At 66.6% G+C, this 16,729-nt stretch carries 15 protein-coding genes and 1 tRNA gene; 7 read left to right on the forward strand and 9 right to left on the reverse strand.

What is annotated here, in order from left to right; translation table 11 throughout:
- The first annotated feature begins 110 nt into the window (after nucleotides 1–110).
- Genes EN857_RS35890 through EN857_RS29325 form a run of 3 tightly spaced genes read left to right on the forward strand, consistent with a single transcriptional unit; the run spans nucleotide 111 to nucleotide 5,813 of the window.
- On the forward strand, nucleotides 111–1,121 hold the full coding sequence (locus EN857_RS35890) for a hypothetical protein (protein WP_135859457.1): 1,011 nt from the start codon (nucleotides 111–113) through the stop codon (nucleotides 1,119–1,121).
- Nucleotides 1,063–2,538: a DUF6504 family protein gene (locus EN857_RS29320; RefSeq protein ID WP_135859458.1), complete on the forward strand. Its 1,476-nt coding sequence runs from the start codon at nucleotides 1,063–1,065 to the stop codon at nucleotides 2,536–2,538. Before EN857_RS35890 ends, EN857_RS29320 begins: the two co-directional genes overlap by 59 nt.
- Nucleotides 2,535–5,813: an error-prone DNA polymerase gene (locus EN857_RS29325; RefSeq protein WP_135859459.1), complete on the forward strand. Its 3,279-nt coding sequence runs from the start codon at nucleotides 2,535–2,537 to the stop codon at nucleotides 5,811–5,813. The genes EN857_RS29320 and EN857_RS29325 overlap by 4 nt, the downstream gene beginning before the upstream one ends.
- Before the next feature lie 255 nt (nucleotides 5,814–6,068).
- Here the strand turns inward: EN857_RS29325 and EN857_RS29335 are convergent, their stop codons facing one another.
- The 4 genes from EN857_RS29335 to EN857_RS29350 all read right to left on the reverse strand — a co-directional run bounded on the left by EN857_RS29335 (nucleotide 6,069) and on the right by EN857_RS29350 (nucleotide 8,896).
- Nucleotides 6,069–6,311 (reverse strand): Trm112 family protein, encoded by a 243-nt coding sequence (locus tag EN857_RS29335; protein WP_135859461.1) that lies wholly within the window; start codon nucleotides 6,309–6,311, stop codon nucleotides 6,069–6,071.
- Nucleotides 6,312–6,480: 169 nt separating this feature from the next.
- The gene (locus EN857_RS29340; RefSeq protein WP_127309153.1) at nucleotides 6,481–7,152 is read right to left on the reverse strand and encodes an LON peptidase substrate-binding domain-containing protein; all 672 of its coding nucleotides are present in this window, start codon (nucleotides 7,150–7,152) and stop codon (nucleotides 6,481–6,483) included.
- A gap of 189 nt (nucleotides 7,153–7,341) precedes the next feature.
- On the reverse strand, nucleotides 7,342–8,313 hold the full coding sequence (trxA, locus tag EN857_RS29345; RefSeq protein WP_135859462.1) for a thioredoxin: 972 nt from the start codon (nucleotides 8,311–8,313) through the stop codon (nucleotides 7,342–7,344).
- Nucleotides 8,314–8,398: 85 nt separating this feature from the next.
- The gene (locus EN857_RS29350) at nucleotides 8,399–8,896 is read right to left on the reverse strand and encodes a prolyl-tRNA synthetase associated domain-containing protein (protein WP_135859463.1); all 498 of its coding nucleotides are present in this window, start codon (nucleotides 8,894–8,896) and stop codon (nucleotides 8,399–8,401) included.
- A gap of 225 nt (nucleotides 8,897–9,121) precedes the next feature.
- On the opposite strand from EN857_RS29350, the gene EN857_RS29355 reads away from it, so the two are divergent.
- Nucleotides 9,122–9,196: transfer RNA gene (locus EN857_RS29355), tRNA-Gly, on the forward strand.
- Between the two features lie 68 nt (nucleotides 9,197–9,264).
- Here the strand turns inward: EN857_RS29355 and EN857_RS29360 are convergent.
- Nucleotides 9,265–9,573: a hypothetical protein gene (locus EN857_RS29360; protein WP_135859464.1), complete on the reverse strand. Its 309-nt coding sequence runs from the start codon at nucleotides 9,571–9,573 to the stop codon at nucleotides 9,265–9,267.
- A gap of 260 nt (nucleotides 9,574–9,833) precedes the next feature.
- On the opposite strand from EN857_RS29360, the gene EN857_RS29365 reads away from it, so the two are divergent.
- A complete protein-coding gene (locus EN857_RS29365) occupies nucleotides 9,834–10,370 on the forward strand; it encodes a hypothetical protein (RefSeq protein ID WP_135859465.1) in 537 nt (178 codons plus the stop codon).
- A 16-nt stretch (nucleotides 10,371–10,386) separates the two neighbouring features.
- Here EN857_RS29365 and EN857_RS29370 read toward each other — a convergent pair whose 3' ends face one another.
- A complete protein-coding gene (locus tag EN857_RS29370) occupies nucleotides 10,387–10,827 on the reverse strand; it encodes an Lrp/AsnC family transcriptional regulator (protein ID WP_135859466.1) in 441 nt (146 codons plus the stop codon).
- 131 nt (nucleotides 10,828–10,958) lie between these two features.
- On the opposite strand from EN857_RS29370, the gene rocF reads away from it, so the two are divergent.
- Both rocF and EN857_RS29380 read left to right on the forward strand, forming a co-directional pair.
- A complete protein-coding gene (gene rocF / locus EN857_RS29375) occupies nucleotides 10,959–11,891 on the forward strand; it encodes an arginase (protein ID WP_127284789.1) in 933 nt (310 codons plus the stop codon).
- 2 nt (nucleotides 11,892–11,893) lie between these two features.
- Nucleotides 11,894–12,952 (forward strand): ornithine cyclodeaminase, encoded by a 1,059-nt coding sequence (locus tag EN857_RS29380; protein ID WP_127284790.1) that lies wholly within the window; start codon nucleotides 11,894–11,896, stop codon nucleotides 12,950–12,952.
- A gap of 169 nt (nucleotides 12,953–13,121) precedes the next feature.
- Here the strand turns inward: EN857_RS29380 and EN857_RS29385 are convergent, their stop codons facing one another.
- The 3 genes from EN857_RS29385 to EN857_RS29395 are packed head-to-tail and all read right to left on the reverse strand — an operon-like array spanning nucleotide 13,122 to nucleotide 16,691.
- Nucleotides 13,122–14,123: a substrate-binding domain-containing protein gene (locus EN857_RS29385; RefSeq protein WP_135859467.1), complete on the reverse strand. Its 1,002-nt coding sequence runs from the start codon at nucleotides 14,121–14,123 to the stop codon at nucleotides 13,122–13,124.
- A 52-nt stretch (nucleotides 14,124–14,175) separates the two neighbouring features.
- Complete coding sequence (locus tag EN857_RS29390; RefSeq protein WP_127284792.1) at nucleotides 14,176–15,192, reverse strand: ABC transporter permease; 1,017 nt, start codon at nucleotides 15,190–15,192, stop codon at nucleotides 14,176–14,178.
- Entirely contained in the window at nucleotides 15,189–16,691 is a 1,503-nt protein-coding gene (locus EN857_RS29395; RefSeq protein WP_135859468.1) for a sugar ABC transporter ATP-binding protein, read from the reverse strand. The genes EN857_RS29390 and EN857_RS29395 overlap by 4 nt, the downstream gene beginning before the upstream one ends.
- Nucleotides 16,692–16,729: the final 38 nt, after the last annotated feature.

Genomic DNA, 16,729 nt, shown 5'->3' on the forward strand with positions numbered 1-16,729 from the left:
AGCGCACAATGACAGAGGAATAAATTCACAATGACTCTGCTTGACTCTTCCGGCACCCTCTGGAATCTATAGGAACATAACAGGAACAATGCTGCTGAAAGTTGACCGTCATGGCGATGACCGCCGTGGCGCGGGAGACTGTTTTTGCCCTGCGCCGCCAGATCGCGAAGATCGAGGGAACGCTGCCCGAGCGCCTGGCGGCGCCGGCCGGCGCGTCGCCTGATGACCGCGACATCGCCGATGTCACGGTGGTTCGGCGGGGCCTTGCCGTTGCCGCGCCGGATGCCTTCCTGCGCACCGGCGTCGAGCCGCTCGACGCCGCCCTCGGCGGCGGCCTGCCGAAGGCGGCGCTGAGCGAGATCCATGGCCTCGAGACCCGCGACGCCGGAGCCGTCGCCGGCTTTGCGCTGTCGCTTGCCGGCCTGATCCTGACGCGGCAGCCGGGACTGCCGGTGCTGTGGGTCGGCACCTCGGAAATCTTCCGCGAGGCCGGCTTCCCCTATGCCGGCGGACTTCGGAGCCTGTTCGGCATCGCGCCCGAGCAATTGCTGTTTTCCGAGACGCCGAGGCTGCTCGACGCGCTGTGGATCGCCGAGGAAGCCGCCCGCATGACGGCGCTCGCCGCCGTCATCCTCGAAATCCGCGGCAGCCCGCGGCCTCTCGACCTCACCGCGACGCGGCGTTTGCACGCCCGCGCCCAGGACGCCGGCCGGCCGGTGTTGCTGCTGCGCCAGGCTGGCGAGGCCGAGCCGACCGCCGCGCCCGTGCGCCTCATCGTGTCGGCCGCGCCCTCGGCAAGCCGCGCGACGATCGCCGGGCCGCTGGCCGGCTCGATCGGCCGTCCCGCCTTCACCGTCAACATCGGCAAGAGCCGCACCGCGCTCCCCGAACAATTCACACTGGAGTGGAACCCCGATGAACATGTTTTCGAGGAAAGAAGGACCCAGGAAGAACGGGCAACGAATCCTGTCGCTGTGGTTTCCGCATCTCGCCGCCGACCGCATCCTGCGCCAGCGTCTGGGGCGGTCCTGGCGTTCCCGGCCGTCGCAGCACCTGCCTCTGGTGATCAGCCACCGCGACATGAACGCCCAGCGCATCGCCGCCCTCGACGAGCGGGCTGAGGCGCTCAGGCTGAAGCGCGGCATGGGCATCGCCGACGCGCGCGCCATGCACCCGACGATCGACATCGTCGAGGCCGATCCAGAGGCCGACCGCCGCCTGCTCGAAGGCCTCGCCGACTGGTGCGACCGCTACACGCCTTTGGTGGCGATCGACGGCGCCGACGGCCTGTTCCTCGACGTCACTGGGTGCACCCATCTGTTCGGCGGCGAACGCGCCATGCAGGACGAGATCCTGTCGCGCTTCCTTGAGCAGGGGTTCGATGTCCGCGCCGGGCTCGCTGCGACCCCGGGCGCCGCCTGGGCGGCGGCGCATTTTCACGGCGACCGCATCGTCGCCGGCGGCGAGGAGGAGACGCTGCTGGCGCCCTTGCCGCTCTCGGCACTGCGCATCGAGCCGGAAACGCGCGCCAGCCTCGAAAGCGTCGGCCTGCGCACGGCGGGCGCGGTGATGGCGGCGCCCCGCGCCCCGCTTGCCCGCCGCTTCGGCGCCTCTTTGCTGCTGCGCCTCGACCAGGCGCTCGGCCGCCTCGACGAGGCGGTGTCGCCGCGCCTGCCGGTGGCGCCGCTTTCGGTCGAGCGCCACCTGGCCGAGCCGGTCGTGCTGACCGACGACATCGAGCGGCTAGTGAGCCGGCTGGCCACGGCGCTGAAGGGCGACCTCGAGCGGCGTGGCGAGGGCGCGAGGGCGCTCGCTCTGCTGCTCTTCCGCGTCGACGGCGCCGTCAGCCGCATCGCCGTCGGCACCTCGCGCCCGCTGCGCGAGCCATCGCTGATCCGCAGGCTGTTCCACGAGCGGCTTGCGGCACTCGAGCAGGACATCGACGCCGGCTACGGCTTCGACCTCGTACGCCTCTCGGTACTGTCGGCGGCGGCCTTCGACATGCAGCAGGCCGATCTCACCGGCGAGGCCAACGACGATGACGCCGATATCGCTTTATTCGCCGACCGCGTCCGCGCGCGGCTCGGCGAGGCCGCGGTGCTGCGGCCGGTTGCCGTCGAGAGCCATTTGCCGGAGCGCGCCGTCACTATTGTCCCCTTCTCCGAGGCGCCGCAAAGGCGCGCGCCGCTCAAGCGGCCGGAGCGCGCCGTTCCGCCGGTGACCATCTATCCGCCGGAACGGCCAATCCGCCTGTTCCGTTCGCCCGAGCCGATCGAGGTGCCGGCCACCGAGATGCCCGAGGGCCCGCCGATGAATTTCCGCTGGCGGCGCGCGCTCTACCGCGTCACCCGCGCCGAAGGGCCGGAACGCATCGCCGCGGAATGGTGGCGAAGGCTTCCCGGGGAGGAGGAAGCGCCGACCCGCGACTATTTCCGCATCGAGGACAGCGACGGCCGCCGCTACTGGCTCTACCGCCAGGGCCTCTACGATGCGTCGGAGGCGCCGCCGCGCTGGTTCATGCACGGGGTCTTCGCATGAACGGGCTCGCCGCCACCGCCTATGCCGAATTCGGCATCCAGTCGAACTTCTCCTTCCTGCGCGGCGCCTCCAAGCCGGAGGAACTGGTGGTCGCGGCGAAATACCTCGGCTTCGCCGCGATCGGGCTTGCCGACCGCAACACGGTGGCCGGCGTCGTGCGCGCCTGGCAGCAGGCCAGGGTGGAGACGCTTGCCTATCATCCCGGCTGCCGCCTGGTGTTCGGCGACGGCACGCCCGACATCCTCGCCTATCCGCGCGACCGCGCCGGCTGGGGGCATCTGTGCCGCATGCTGACGCAGGCCAATCTGCGCGACGAGAACGAGAAGGGGGCGACGCTGCTGAAGCTGAGCGACCTTCTCGAATGGGGGGATCTGATGTCGCTGGCGGTGCTGCCCGAACTGTCGTCGGATCCGGATGGCAATCTCGCAATGATTAGCCGGCTTAAGGATCGCTTTGGCGCGGCGCTGCGGCTCGCCGTGGCGCCGGACTATCGCGGCCATGACCGTTTCCGCGTCGAGCAGGCGGCGGCGATGGCAGACCGGCTGGGCGTGCCGCTGATGGCGACCAACGACGTCCTCTATCACAGCCCCGGTCGCCGCTCGCTGCAGGACGTGCTGACGGCGATCCGCCTCAACACGCCCGTTTCCCAGGTCGGGCTGGAGCTGGCGGCCAATGCCGAGCGCCATCTGAAGCCGCCGCAGGAAATGGCCAGGCTTTTCCGGCGCCACCCGCAAGCGCTGGCGGAGACGCTGCGCTTCGCCGGCGAGCTGACCTTCTCGCTCAGCGACCTCGAATACAATTATCCGGACGAGCCGACCGAATCCGGCCTGGGGCCGCAGGCCGAGCTCGAGCGCCTGGCCAAGGAAGGGGCCGCGACGCGCTATCCAGCCGGCGTCCCCGCCGCCGTGATGAAACGCATCGGGGAAGAGCTCGCCCTGATCGAGCGGCTGAACTATGCGCGCTACTTCCTCACCGTTTACGACATCGTCAAATATGCCCGCAGCCAGCATATCCTGTGCCAGGGGCGCGGCTCCGCCGCCAATTCCATCGTCTGCTTCTGCATCGGCATCACCGAGGTCGGCCCCGACCGGATCGACACGCTATTCGAGCGCTTCATCTCCGAGGAGCGTAACGAGCCGCCCGACATCGACGTCGACTTCGAGCATGAAAGGCGTGACGAAGTCATCGCCTATATCTACCAAAAATACAGCGCCAAGCGCACCGCGCTCGCCGCCGCCGTCATCAGCTATCGCGGCCGTTCGGCGCTGCGCGAGGTGGCCAAGGCCATGGGCCTGTCCGAGGATGTCCGCACCGCCTTGACCAGCTCGATCTGGGGCTGGTCGACCTCCGAGCTCGGCGAGAAGGAGGCAGCCGCCGGCGGTATCGACCGCACCGATCCGCTGGCCAGGCAGGTGATCGAGCACGCCAACGAGATCATGGGCTTTCCCCGGCATCTGTCCCAGCATGTCGGCGGCTTCGTCATCACCAGGGACCGGCTCGACGAGGTCGTCCCCATCGTCAAGACGGCGATGGACGAGCGCAAGATGGTCGAATGGGACAAGGACGACCTCGACGCGGTGAAGATCCTCAAGGTCGACGTGCTGGCACTCGGCATGCTGACCTGCCTGAAGCGCGCCTTCACACTTCTCACGCAGCATTATCCGGACGCCCGGGACGCCTATGGCCGGCCCTATGTGCTGGCTTCGCTTCCGGAGGAGGATCACCGTGTCTATGACATGATCTGCCGCGCCGACACGCTCGGCGTCTTCCAGATCGAGTCGCGTGCCCAGATGTCGATGCTGCCGCGCCTCAGGCCGCGCGCGTTCTATGACCTGGTCATCGAGGTGGCGATCGTGCGGCCGGGTCCGATCCAGGGCGACATGGTGCACCCCTATCTGCGCCGCCGGCAGGGCAAGGAACAGGCCGAATATCCCAAGCCGGAGCTGGAGCAGATCCTCGGCAAGACGCTGGGCGTGCCGTTGTTCCAGGAACAGGCGATGAAGATCGCCATCGTCGCCGGCGGCTTCCGGCCGGGCGAGGCCGACGAATTGCGCCGCGCCATGGCCACTTTCAAGCGCACCGGCACGATCGGCAACTACCGCCAGCGCATGATCGACGGCATGGTCGGCAAGGGCTACGAGCAGGCCTTCGCCGAGCGCTGCTTCAAGCAGATCGAAGGCTTTGGCGAATACGGCTTTCCCGAAAGCCATGCCGCCTCCTTCGCGCTGCTGGTCTACGCCTCCTGCTGGTTCAAGACCTTCTACCCGGATGTCTTCTGCGCCGCGATCCTGAATTCGCAGCCGATGGGTTTCTATCAGCCGGCGCAGCTCGTGCGCGACGCTCGCGACCATGGCGTCGAGGTGCGCGAGGTCGACATCAACTTCTCCGTCTGGGACTGCACGCTGGAGCAGACCGCCTTCGATGCCGGCCGCGTGCTTGCCCGCCATGCCGAGATGCGCGGCGTGATCGAAACCGGCCATGCCGTCCGCCTCGGCTTCCGCCAGATCAAGGGCCTGTCGGAGGAGCGCATGACGCTGTTCGTCGAGCGGCGCGGCGCCGGCTACGAGACCGTGCGCGACGTCTGGCTGCGCTCCGGCCTCGATGTCGGCGAGATCGAACGATTGGCCGAGGCCGACGCCTTCCGCTCGATCGGCCTCGACCGCCGCGCCGCGCTTTGGGCGGTGCGCGCGCTCGACGGCAAGAGCGCCGCCGAGAGATTGCCGCTGTTCGACCAGCCGACGGTCCGCCTGCGCGAGCTGGAGCCGGAGACCAGGCTGCCGACAATGCCGCTCGGCGAGCATGTCATCCACGACTACCGCTCGCTCGGCCTGTCCTTGAAGGCGCATCCGGTGGCCTTCCTGCGCGAGCGGCTCGACCGCGCCGGCGTCACCCCCAATGCGCGTCTCCCGTCCGTCAAGGACGGCAGGCGCGTCTCCGTCGCCGGCCTCGTGCTGGTGCGCCAGCGCCCCGGCAAGGGCAACGCGATCTTCCTGACGCTGGAGGACGAGAACTCCGTCGCCAATGTCATTTTCTGGGAAAGGACCTTCACCCGCTTCCGCCCGATCGTCATGGGCGCCCGCTTCGTGCGCGTCACCGGCAAGCTGCAGCAGGAATCAGGCGTCATCCACATCGTCGCCGAGAAGATCGAGGACCTGACGCCGTGGCTGACCATGCTTTTGGAGGAGATGACCCCGGCTCTGCCCGCCCCGCCGGACATCGCCGTGCTATCGGACAAGGCGGAAAGCGTCATGCCCAGGGGGCGGAATTTTCAGTAGGCGGCCTACGCCTTCGCTCGTTGCCACGGTGCAGGCCTTCAATGCCGGCGGGACAGCGCCCCCCTCTGTCCTGCCGGACATCTCCCCCACTTGGGGGGAGATCAGACGTCACCCTGGCTTTCGCCAATCGCCAGCGTTGCAGAATGAGCGGAGCGCCGATGCTGCCAATCTCCCCCCTCGAGGGGGAGATGGCCGGCAGGCCAGAGGGGGTCGGTTCGACCGGATGCGACCCTCTTTTCTAATCGCCGTACCCACTCACGCCGGCCCGCTCAGCCGCGGCGGCGACAGCAGGTCCTCGGCCGAAATCGTCCGCGCCTCCGAGGGCAGCATGATCGGGATGCCGTCGCGCACCGGATAGGCAAGTTTGGCCACGCGCGAGATCAGCTCGCCGCGCTCCGCATCCCAGGTCAGCGGACCCTTGGTCAGCGGGCACGCCAGCAGCTCCAGCAGCTTCGGATCGACACTGGCCTTCTGTCCGTCACGTGCTTCCGCAGCCATTGCACTTTTCCCTGTCCGACTGGGGCCTAAGGTGTGTTGAGATACTGGTCAGGCCGAGTCGAGAATGGTGGCTTCCGAGAACCGGGGCGGAGCGTACTTGAAGTACATGAGCACCGGAAGCGCAGGAAGCCGCCGTTTGCAGGCCGGCCTCACCTGAATATCGATACACCTACTGGAGGCTCGAGCCAAAATCCTCACCCTCGCGCGCCAGCGCCATCTCGGTGATGGCGATCAGCGTTTCGGCGCGCGTTTTCAGGTCCGCCGCCTCGAGCAGCGCCTGTTTCTCGGCCGGCCCATAGGGCGCCATCATCGACAGCGCGTTGACCAGCATGGCGTTCTCGGCGCGGCTGACGCTCTCCCAGTCGGCTTCGAGATCGTTGGCCTGCAGATAGGCGCGAAACGCCTTCAGCAGCGACGGCCGGTCGACCTCGGCGCCGGCGCGGTCTTCGTCGAGATCGGCGAGGAAGGGCGCGATCCGGCATTGCCGGAACGGCGTCTTGGTGGCAGCCTCATGCGTGATGCGGAAGCGGCAGACGCCTTGCAGCGAGATCAGGTAGCGGCCGTCGCCGCTCTCGGCCAGCGAGATGATGCGCCCGGCGCAGCCGACGCTGCACAGTTCCGGCTCGCCGTCGTCGCGCAGGGCGCCGTCGAGGCTGGGCTGGATGATGCCGATCAGCCGCGCGCCGCCGACCGCCTCGTCGACCATCTGCAGATAGCGCGGCTCGAAAATGTTGAGCGGCATGCGCCCGCCCGGCAACAGCAGCGCGCCGGCAAGCGGAAACACCGGGATCGTCGCCGGCAGATCGGCGCCACGCCGGTAATGCGCGTTTCCCGCCTGCAATCAGCCCTCCGATCGCCTGAAGCGTGTCAAAGCCGCGATCTCCTCCTCGCCGCCAAAGGCTACTCGTGCCTCCAAGCTGTGTCGAGATTCAGGTCAGGCCGGCCTCACCTGAAAAAATCAACGCAGCTTAATCTGGCGCATTCGCATCCGGCCGCAAGCCCATGCGGCAAAAACAGCCGGCGAACCGCCTCAGGAAAACAGCAGCGACGACAGTTTGCGCCGTGCGCCAAGCGTCGCCTCGTCGGTCATGCCCCAGGCTTCGAAGAATTTTAACAGCTGCGCCTTGGCGCCGTCGTCGTTCCAGCTCCGGTCGGCCTTGATGATCGCCAGCAGATTGTCGGCGGCTTGCGTCCGCTCGCCGCGGGCATTCTGGATCATCGCCAGGTCGAAGCGCGCCTGGTGGTCGCCGGGATTGGCGGCAAGGCGGCGCTCGAACTCGGCCGGATTGCCGAGCGAGGCGGCCTGCGCGGCGAGCGCGATCCTGGCGCGCAGCGCGGCAAGTGGCGGCGCGTCCTTCTTGTCTTCCGGCGCCCGCGCCAGAATGGCCTCGGCGCCTTCCGTGTCGCCGGCCTCGAACAGCAGTTCGCCGAGCCCGGCGATCGCCTCGATCGTTTCCGGCGCCTGCTCGAGAATGGCGTCGTAGATGTCGGCCGCGGTCTGCGCGTCACCGGCGCCGCGCGCTTCCGCCGCCGCCGCCAGCGCCTCCGCCACCTGGTTGCCGGCGCCGTTCTTGCCGCCGACCTTCTTGATGAACTCGGCGATCTGGCTTTCGGGAATGGCGCCCATGAAGCCGTCCACCGGCTGGCCGTTCTTGAAGGCGATGACCGCCGGGATCGACTGGATGCCGAGCTGGCCGGCGATCGAGGGGTGGTCGTCGATGTTCATCTTGACCAGCTTGACCGAGCCGCCGGCGGCCTTGACCGCCTTTTCGAGCTGCGGCGTCAATTGCTTGCAGGGCCCGCACCACGGCGCCCAGAAATCGACCAGCACCGGCTGGCGGCGCGATTCCTGGACGACGTCGGCGGCAAAGCTGGCCGTCGTCGTGTCCTTGATCAGGTCGGCCGGCGCCTCGCCGAGCGAGAGCTTGGGCTCGCCGCCGCCATATTGCACCGTCGTGGCATACTGGCCGCTACTGTTGCCGAATGGATTGTTGTCGCTCATGTCATTGCCCTTCCGGTCGCGCCGCCGGCCAGCGGGAGGCGCGACAATTCTTGCTGGAGGTCAGTTTTCGCCATCCATGTGGCGATCATGACGTGACTTTCAAGATAACAGCATCGTGTCCGGTTGCCTCGACGAATCTGACGAGATCGGCCGATGCGATCGAAGTTGTCGCCTCGTTGGTCAGCGGATGCGCGTTGATGACGGCATGGCTCATCAACTCCTGGTCGAGAAAGACCTTGACCCGCCGCTCGCCGTCGTTGATCAGCCCGAAGACGGTGACCGCGCCCGGAATGACGCCGAGCAGTTCCATCAGCATTTCCGGCTTGCCGAACGAGACGCGGCCGGCGGCGCCGATCAGATGATGGATCTGCTTGAGATCGACCTCCGCCTCCTCATCCACGGTGACGAGAAAGAAATTGTCCTTCTTGTCCTTGAGGAACAGGTTCTTGGTGTGGCCGCCGGCGATCTCGCCGCGCAGCGCCTGCGAATCGGCGACCGTGTAGAGCGGCGGATGGCGGATCGTCGACACGCCGATGCCGAGGTCGGCAAGAAAGGCATTGAGCTCGGCTTCGGTCTTCGGCATCGGTCCTCACTTCTGTCGCGCTTGGTCTCGGCTCCGGCTACGCCGTTTACGGCCAATCACCGCACCGAGACAAGACCGTCGCCGGGGCAAGCCGACGAATCCCCGCATCTGCCGCAACGGAGCTTCTAGCCCTGTCGAGCTAGGTGAAAAAGCCCGTCATTTCCCTGTTGCAATCGCCGCGCTCTTCAGCCATATAGGCCCGGCTTGCGGCCCAAAGCCGCGTGAGCGGGTGTAGCTCAGGGGTAGAGCACAACCTTGCCAAGGTTGGGGTCGAGCGTTCGAATCGCTTCACCCGCTCCAGTTTCCCTTAGGGGATCAAGCAAACGAAAAGCCGCGGTCCGCCGCGGCTTTTTCGCATTTTGGGCCCTTCAGAACAAGATTCCGTTGCGCGCCATTCCCCATACCGCGGCGACGCCATGAAGGATCCCGATGGGCAGCACAAGCAGCGGCCTGAAGCGGATCAGCGCAACATAGATCGTGAATTGGGCGCAGGCGCTGAGCAACCCGGGCAAGGCGCCAGCGTTTGCCATCATCAGCAGCATCACCCAGGGGACCACGATGAAACCCGGGACATTCGTCCCGTGCCCGGCGCCCATGGTGAAAATCGCGACGAGGAACCCGACAAGGCCGAGGCCGACCCCGGCCGCGATTATCTTCAGCATCGCGCTGGTTCCCACGATTTATGGCTCGGCTCATACCCCGGAGAATAGGGGAAAGTCGCGACGCAAAGGAAGCGCGTCGCCGTCCACTCCTGACGTCTGCCGCCTCTACCATGCCAACCGCGCCCGCGCCGTCCGCCAACACAGCGTGGAATCGCGGCGTCGAGCGGATGTCCGGCAGCACAGCGCCCTCGGGGCAGGCCGGCCACGCGCCGGTTTGGTCATCCATGGTCGGGGCAAAGCTGTCAGGACTGTTTATCTGATGCTATCAAGAATAAATGACCGTTACCTCCGACGAAACAACACCATCGCTGCAGTCAATTGATTGGGATGCGACTTTCTGCGAGGTCAATTCCTGGCGTGGCGCCTGTATGCACCATTTCTCGATGGTCGAAACGGCGGTGACCGAGACACTGCTTGCGTTGAGCGCCACGGCACAGGGCGGGATCGCAGTGCGCTTGCGTCACCTCATCGGGCAAAGGTTCGAAGACTTGGCGGCAGCGATCAGCCCCGGCGGCCCGTTTGAGGAGGCCGGCCGGCACGCCCTTGGTGAACTTTCACAGTATCGCGAAAAGCATGAGGCGTTCCGGACCTTGCTGTATCACGGGACAGTCAAGGTGACGGTCGAGCATAACGGCCGATGGATTCTACTCATTCGTTCGCTGTCGATCCGCTCGCGTCAGCCTGACCTCACCACACTGGCGTTAGAGCGGTCCGAAGCCGAAGCCAAACTGGCGGTCCTAAAACGAGACGGGCAGAAACTCGCGTCGAGCCTTGGCCAGCTTCGCAAAGTGGCGGCCACGACCAGCCGTTGACCAATACCCTGCCGGGCTAAGCCAGCCTCGCCCGCGTCGTCCTCGGCGTCGCCAGCAGCAGACTGGTCTCGCTCCCCGTTATCCCCGGGATCAGCCGGATCCGCCGCAGCACCGCGTCGAAATCGGTCAGCGACGCGGTGCCAAGCTCGACCACCAGGTCCCAACGGCCGTTGGTGGTGTGGATGGTCGACACCTCGGGAAAGCCTCCGAGCGCCCGGATCACCCGGTCGGCGGCATGGCCCTCGATCTCGATCATCATCACGCCGCGCGTGCGCTGGTCGACCGCGTCGGCACGCAGCACCACCGTGTAGCCGATGATCTCGCCCGACTTTTCCAGCCGCGCCATGCGCGATCGAACCGTCGCGCGCGACACGCCGAGGTCGACCGCGAGATCGGAGACGCTGCGCCGTGCATCGTGCCTCAGCAGCGTCACCAGCCTTTCGTCAAGCGCATCCATGATTGCCCATTTCGCTCAAATCATTTGCCCAATATGATAGATCGGCCTTCTCGAAATGCCAATTTCGCCTGTTCAAACCGCCACCGGATGATGGTTCATTCCTGCGATCAATCGCAAGGACGGATAAAATCATGCGCTGCAGGATCGTTGGCGCGCCGGTGCAGGACGGTGCGGGCAGGATGGGATGCGAAATGGGGCCGAGCGCGCTGCGCACGGCCGGGCTGGTCTCGGTGCTGTCGGAACTCGGCCACCAGGTCGAGGACTGGGGCGCGGTCGAGAAGGCCGAGGCGCGCGCGGTTGTCCACGGCAATCTTGCGCTGAAAGCGCTGCCGGAGATTTCCGCCTGGACGGCGGCGATCGCCGACACCGCCTACGCGGCGTCCCGCGAAGCGATGCCGATCTTCCTCGGCGGCGACCATTCGATCTCCGCCGGCACGGTATCCGGGGTCGCGCGCCGGGCGGCGGAACTCGGCCGGCCGCTCTTCGTGCTGTGGCTCGACGCGCATCCGGATTTCCATACGCTCGACACCACCACCAGCGGCAATCTGCACGGTGTGCCGCTCGCCTATGCGAGCGGGCAGGCCGGCTTCAAGGGCTATTTCCCGGATCTACCTGTGACCGTCGATCCTGCCCGCATCTGCGCGATGGGCCTGCGCAGCGTCGATCCGGCCGAGCGCCGCGCGCTGAACGAGGCGGGCGTCACCGTGCATGACATGCGCACCATCGACGAGCATGGCATTGCGCCCTTGCTGCGCGCCTTCCTGGCCAAGGTCGAGCAGGAAAACGGCCTGCTGCATGTCAGCCTCGATGTCGATTTCCTCGACCCGTCGATCGCCCCGGCCGTCGGCACCACCGTGCCCGGCGGCGCCACCTTCCGCGAGGCGCATCTGGTGATGGAGATGCTGTCCGACAGCGGCCTGGTCACCAGCCTCGACCTCGTCGAGCTCAACCCGTTCCTCGACGAGCGCGGCCGCACCGCCACGCTGATGGTCGACCTCACCGCCAGCCTGATGGGCCGCCGCATCATGGACCGCCCGACCCGCAGCCATTCCGGAAGCCTCTGATCATGACCCAGCCGTCCCGCCTTGCCATCGTCCCTTTCGTCAGCGTCGACCGCATGATGAAGCTGGTGCTCGCCATCGGCGTCGAGCGCTTCCTCACCGAGCTTGCCGCCTATGTCGAGGAGGATTTCCGCCGCTGGGAGCTGTTCGACAAGACGCCGCGCATCGCCTCGCACAGCCATGACGGCGTTATCGAGCTGATGCCGACCAGCGACGGCAAGATGTACGGCTTCAAATATGTCAACGGCCATCCGAAGAACATGCGCGAGGGCCGCCAGACGGTCACCGCCTTCGGCGTGCTCGCCGATGTCGGCTCCGGCTATCCGATGCTGCTGACCGAGATGACCATCCTGACGGCGCTGCGCACCGCCGCCACTTCCGCCGTCGCGGCCAAATACCTTGCGCCGAAAGGTTCGCGCGCCATGGCCATCATCGGTAACGGCGCCCAGTCCGAGTTCCAGGCCATCGCCTTCAAGGCGCTGCTCGGCATCGACAGGCTGCGCCTCTACGACATCGACCGTTCGGCTTCTGAAAAATGCGCCCGCAACCTCGCCGGCAAGGGTTTCGACATCACCATCTGCGCGACCGGCCAGGACGCGGTCGAAGGCGTCGACATCATCACCACGGTGACGGCGGACAAGCAGTACGCCACCATCCTCACCGACAACATGGTCGGCTCCGGCGTCCATATCAACGCCGTCGGCGGCGACTGCCCCGGCAAGACGGAGCTGCACCGCGACATCCTGCTGCGCTCCGACATCTTCGTCGAGTTCCCGCCGCAGACGCGCATCGAGGGCGAAATCCAGCAGCTCGACGCCGACCATCCGGTGACCGAGCTGTGGCAGGTGATGACCGGCAAGGCCAAAGGGCGCAAGGCGCCGGAGCAGATCACGCTGTTCGATTCCGTCGGCTTCGCCACGGAAGACTTTTCCGCGCTACGCTATGTCCGCGACCAGCTCCAGGCCACCGGCCTCTATGAGGAGCTCGACCTGCTCGCCGACCCCGACGAGCCGCGCGACCTGTTCGGCATGCTGCTCAGAGCAGGTTTGCAGCCGGCGGCTTGAGGGAATGAGCACGTATCTCCCCCCTTGAGGGGGAGATGGCCGGCAGGCCAGAGGGGGTCGGTTCGACTGGGCTCGGCCTGCTTGTGCAGATGGAGGTTGGCGCTTCATGCGCAGCGACCCCCTCTGTCGCCTTCGGCGACATCTCCCCCTCAAGGGGGGAGATTACGCACTACCCACGCAATGGCGCGCAGCTTTCCCTCTCGACCAGGACGGGCATCAGGATTTCGCGGCGCGAATGCGCGGCCGGCTCGGCGACGCGCTCCAGCAGCAGGCTGACCGCCCGCGTTCCGATCTTCTCCACCGGCTGCGCGATCGTCGTCAGCGGCGGCCAGGTGGTGACCGCATAGGGGATGTCGTCGAAGCCGATCATCGACATGTCGTCGGGAACCCGCAATCCGCACGAGCGCAGCGCCGTGACCGCGCCCATCGCCATCAGATCGTTGCAGGCGAACACCGCCGTGATGTCGGGCGCCTGCGTCAGCAGCCGCTCCATCGCCAGGCGGCCGCCGGCGAAATGGTAGTCGGAATCGACCACTGCTGAAGCCGGCAGGTCGACGCCTGCTTCCTGCAGCGCCCGGGTAAAGCCGCGCAGGCGCGCGGGGCTGGAGCTCGAATCGCGCGGGCCGCCGATGACGCCGATCCGCTTGTGCCCGAGGCCGACCAGATACTGGCCGGCGAGATAGCCGCCGTGATCGTGGTCGACCAGCACGGAATCGACATGGACGGAATGGATCTCGCGGTCGAGCAGCACCGCCGGCACGTCGGGCGCGAGGCGCGAAAACACCCCCGCATGGTCGGACGAGCCGGCGAAGATCAGCCCGTCGATCTGCTTGGCCATCAGCACCGACAGATAGCGCTCCTCCTTCTCGGCGCTGCCGTCGGAGTTGCACAGGATCACCGTATAGCCGGCGACGAAGCCGGCATCCTCGATCTGGCGCGCGACGCTGGCGAAGAACGGGTTGGAATTGTCGGGGAGCAGCAGGCCGATGGTCTTGGTCTCGCCGCGCCTGAGACTCCGCGCCAGCGAATTCGGGCTGTAGCGCAGGGCGGCGATCGCCGCGCGCACGCGCTCGGCCGTCTCCGGCTCGACATGGCGCGTGCGGTTCATCACATGCGAGACCGTTGCGACGGACACCCCCGCGTAACGCGCGACATCGGCGATCGTTGTCATGGCCCCTGGTCCCAGCGCTCCTACATTTCCCACGCAAGTCCGGACGGAAAACCTAGCGTATCTTGCGCAACAGCCTCTCCCTATATGCGTCTAGGATGACGGCGAGCACGATGACAAGCCCAATCACGATCGGCTTGAAATTGTCGCCGACGCCCAGAAGCTGCAGGCCGGTGCTCAGCACCTGCAAAATGCAGGCGCCGACCAGCGTGCCGATGATCGAGCCCTTGCCGCCGCTGAGGCTGGTGCCGCCGATGATGACCGCGGCGATCGCGTTGAGCTCGTAGCCGACGCCGGCGATCGGGCTGCCGATGTTGAGGCGCAACAGATAGACCATCGCCGCGATGCCGGCGGTCAGGCCGCTGATGGTGAAGGCCGCGACCTTGTAGAAATCCGGATTGTGGCCCGAGAGCCGCACCGCCTCGTCATTGGTGCCGACGGCGAAGATCATGCGGCCGAAGACGGTGAAGCGCAGCACGAACCAGCCGACCGCGATCACCAGCACCGCGACCAGGAAGATCGAGGGCAGGAAGCCGCCGATGATCAGATTGCCGAAATCGACGAAGCTCTGCGGCAGGCCGGTGATGGTCGAATTGTCGCTGACCACGCGCGCCGCGCCCGCGGCCATGTTGAGCATGCCGAGCGTGACGATGAAGGAGGGGATCTTCCAGCGCGTCGAGATCCAGCCGTTTAGCAGTCCGCAGGCGGCACCCGTCGCCATGCAGGCCAGCAGCGCCAGTGTGATCGCCACCGCCGGCGACAGGCTCTCGTTGATCATGATGGTGGCGCCCACCACCGTGCACAGCGCCAGCACCGAGCCGACCGACAGGTCGATGCCGCCGGTGAGGATGACGAAGGTCATGCCGGCCGCCAGCACCGTGTTGATGGCGATCTGCACGAAGATCTTCAGCGCGTTGCCAGGCGTCGCGAAATAGGGCGCGCTGGCCGAGAAGAACACGGTGATCAGCACCAGCGCCAGGAGCACGCCGGCATCGCGGATGAGGAAGCGCAGGAATTTCGCCCGGCCGGGGGAAACTGGCGCCGACACGGTTGCTTCGGACGTCTCGCTCATGGTCGCACATACTCCTGATAGGCGAGCGACAGGATGCGCTCCTGGTCGAATTCGGCGCGCGGCACCTCGCCGACAATTCTGTTTTTGGAAAAGACGACGATGCGGTGGCACATGCCCATCAGCTCGGGCAGGTCGGACGACACCATGATGATGCCCTTCTTAGCCGCCGCCAGCATCCACAAGAGCTGGTAGATCTCGCGCCGCGCGCCGATGTCGACGCCGCGTGTCGGCTCGTCGAGGATCAGCGTCGAGGTGCCGCGGAACAGCCATTTGGCCAACACCACCTTCTGCTGGTTGCCGCCGGACAGGTTGCGCACCGCCTGCTCGATCGAGCTTGCCTTGACGCGCAGCTGGCCGACCAGGTCGGTCGCCGCCACCGCCTCCGCCTTGCGGTTGACCAGCCCGTGGCGCGACACCTTGCCGAGATCGGTGATGGTGATGTTCTTGTCCACCGGCAGGTCGAGCAGCAGGCCCTGCCCCTTGCGGTCCTCGGTCAGCAGGCTCAAGCCATGCCGGACCGCGTCCTTGGGTGCCGTGATCGCCACCGGCTTGCCGTCGATGGCAACGACGCCGTCGAGTTTCGGATCGGCCCCGAACAGGGCGCGCATGGCTTCCGTCCGGCCGCTGCCGACCAGCCCCGCGACGCCGAGGATCTCGCCATGCCGCACATCGAAGGAAATCGCCGGTGTCGTGGCGTCGCGCTTCAGGTTCGCCACGCTGAGCGCGACCTCGCCCGGCACGATCGAAGTGTCGAAACCGTATTCGTCGGCGATGTCGCGGCCGATCATCATGCGCACCAGGTCGGGCACGGTGAGGCCGTGCAGGTCGCGGGTGGCGACCAGCCTGCCGTTGCGCAGGACCGTCACCCGGTCGCCGATCTCGAACACCTCGTGCAGGCGGTGCGAGATGTAGATGATGGTGACGCCTTTGGCCTTCAGCCGCTTGATGATGGCGAACAGGCGCTCGATCTCGGGCGGCGTCAGCGTCGCCGTCGGCTCGTCGAGCACCAGAAGCTTGCTGTCGTAGCTCAGCGCCTTGGCGATCTCGACCAGCTGCATCTGGGCAACGCCGAGCGCCTCGACGCGCGTCCGCGGATCGATGTCGAGCCCGACCTCCTTCAGCAGCGCCAGGGCGCGCCGGTTGAGCGCCTTGCCGTCGACGATGCCGAAACGGCGGCGCGGCAGGCTTTCCAGCATCAGATTCTCGGCGATGCTGAGATAGGGGAGCAGGTTTAGCTCCTGATGCACGATGCGGATGCCGGTCTGATGCGCGTCATGCGGCGTCTTGGGCTGGTAGGGCTGGCCGTTGAAGGCGATCGCGCCGCTGTCCGGCTGGTGGATGCCGGCGAGCAGCTTGATCAGCGTCGACTTGCCGGCGCCGTTCTCGCCGAGCACGATATGGGTTTCGCCGCGCGCGATCGACAGCGAGACGTCGCTCAGCGCGACGGCGCCGGGAAAGATCTTCCCGACCCCTTGAAGGGAAAGAATCGCGTCATCCATGCAGCAAAATCCTGGATTGCGCCGTTCGGCCGCCAAGG

The organism is Mesorhizobium sp. M4B.F.Ca.ET.214.01.1.1, from assembly GCF_004791545.1.
Lineage (GTDB): Bacteria > Pseudomonadota > Alphaproteobacteria > Rhizobiales > Rhizobiaceae > Mesorhizobium > Mesorhizobium abyssinicae.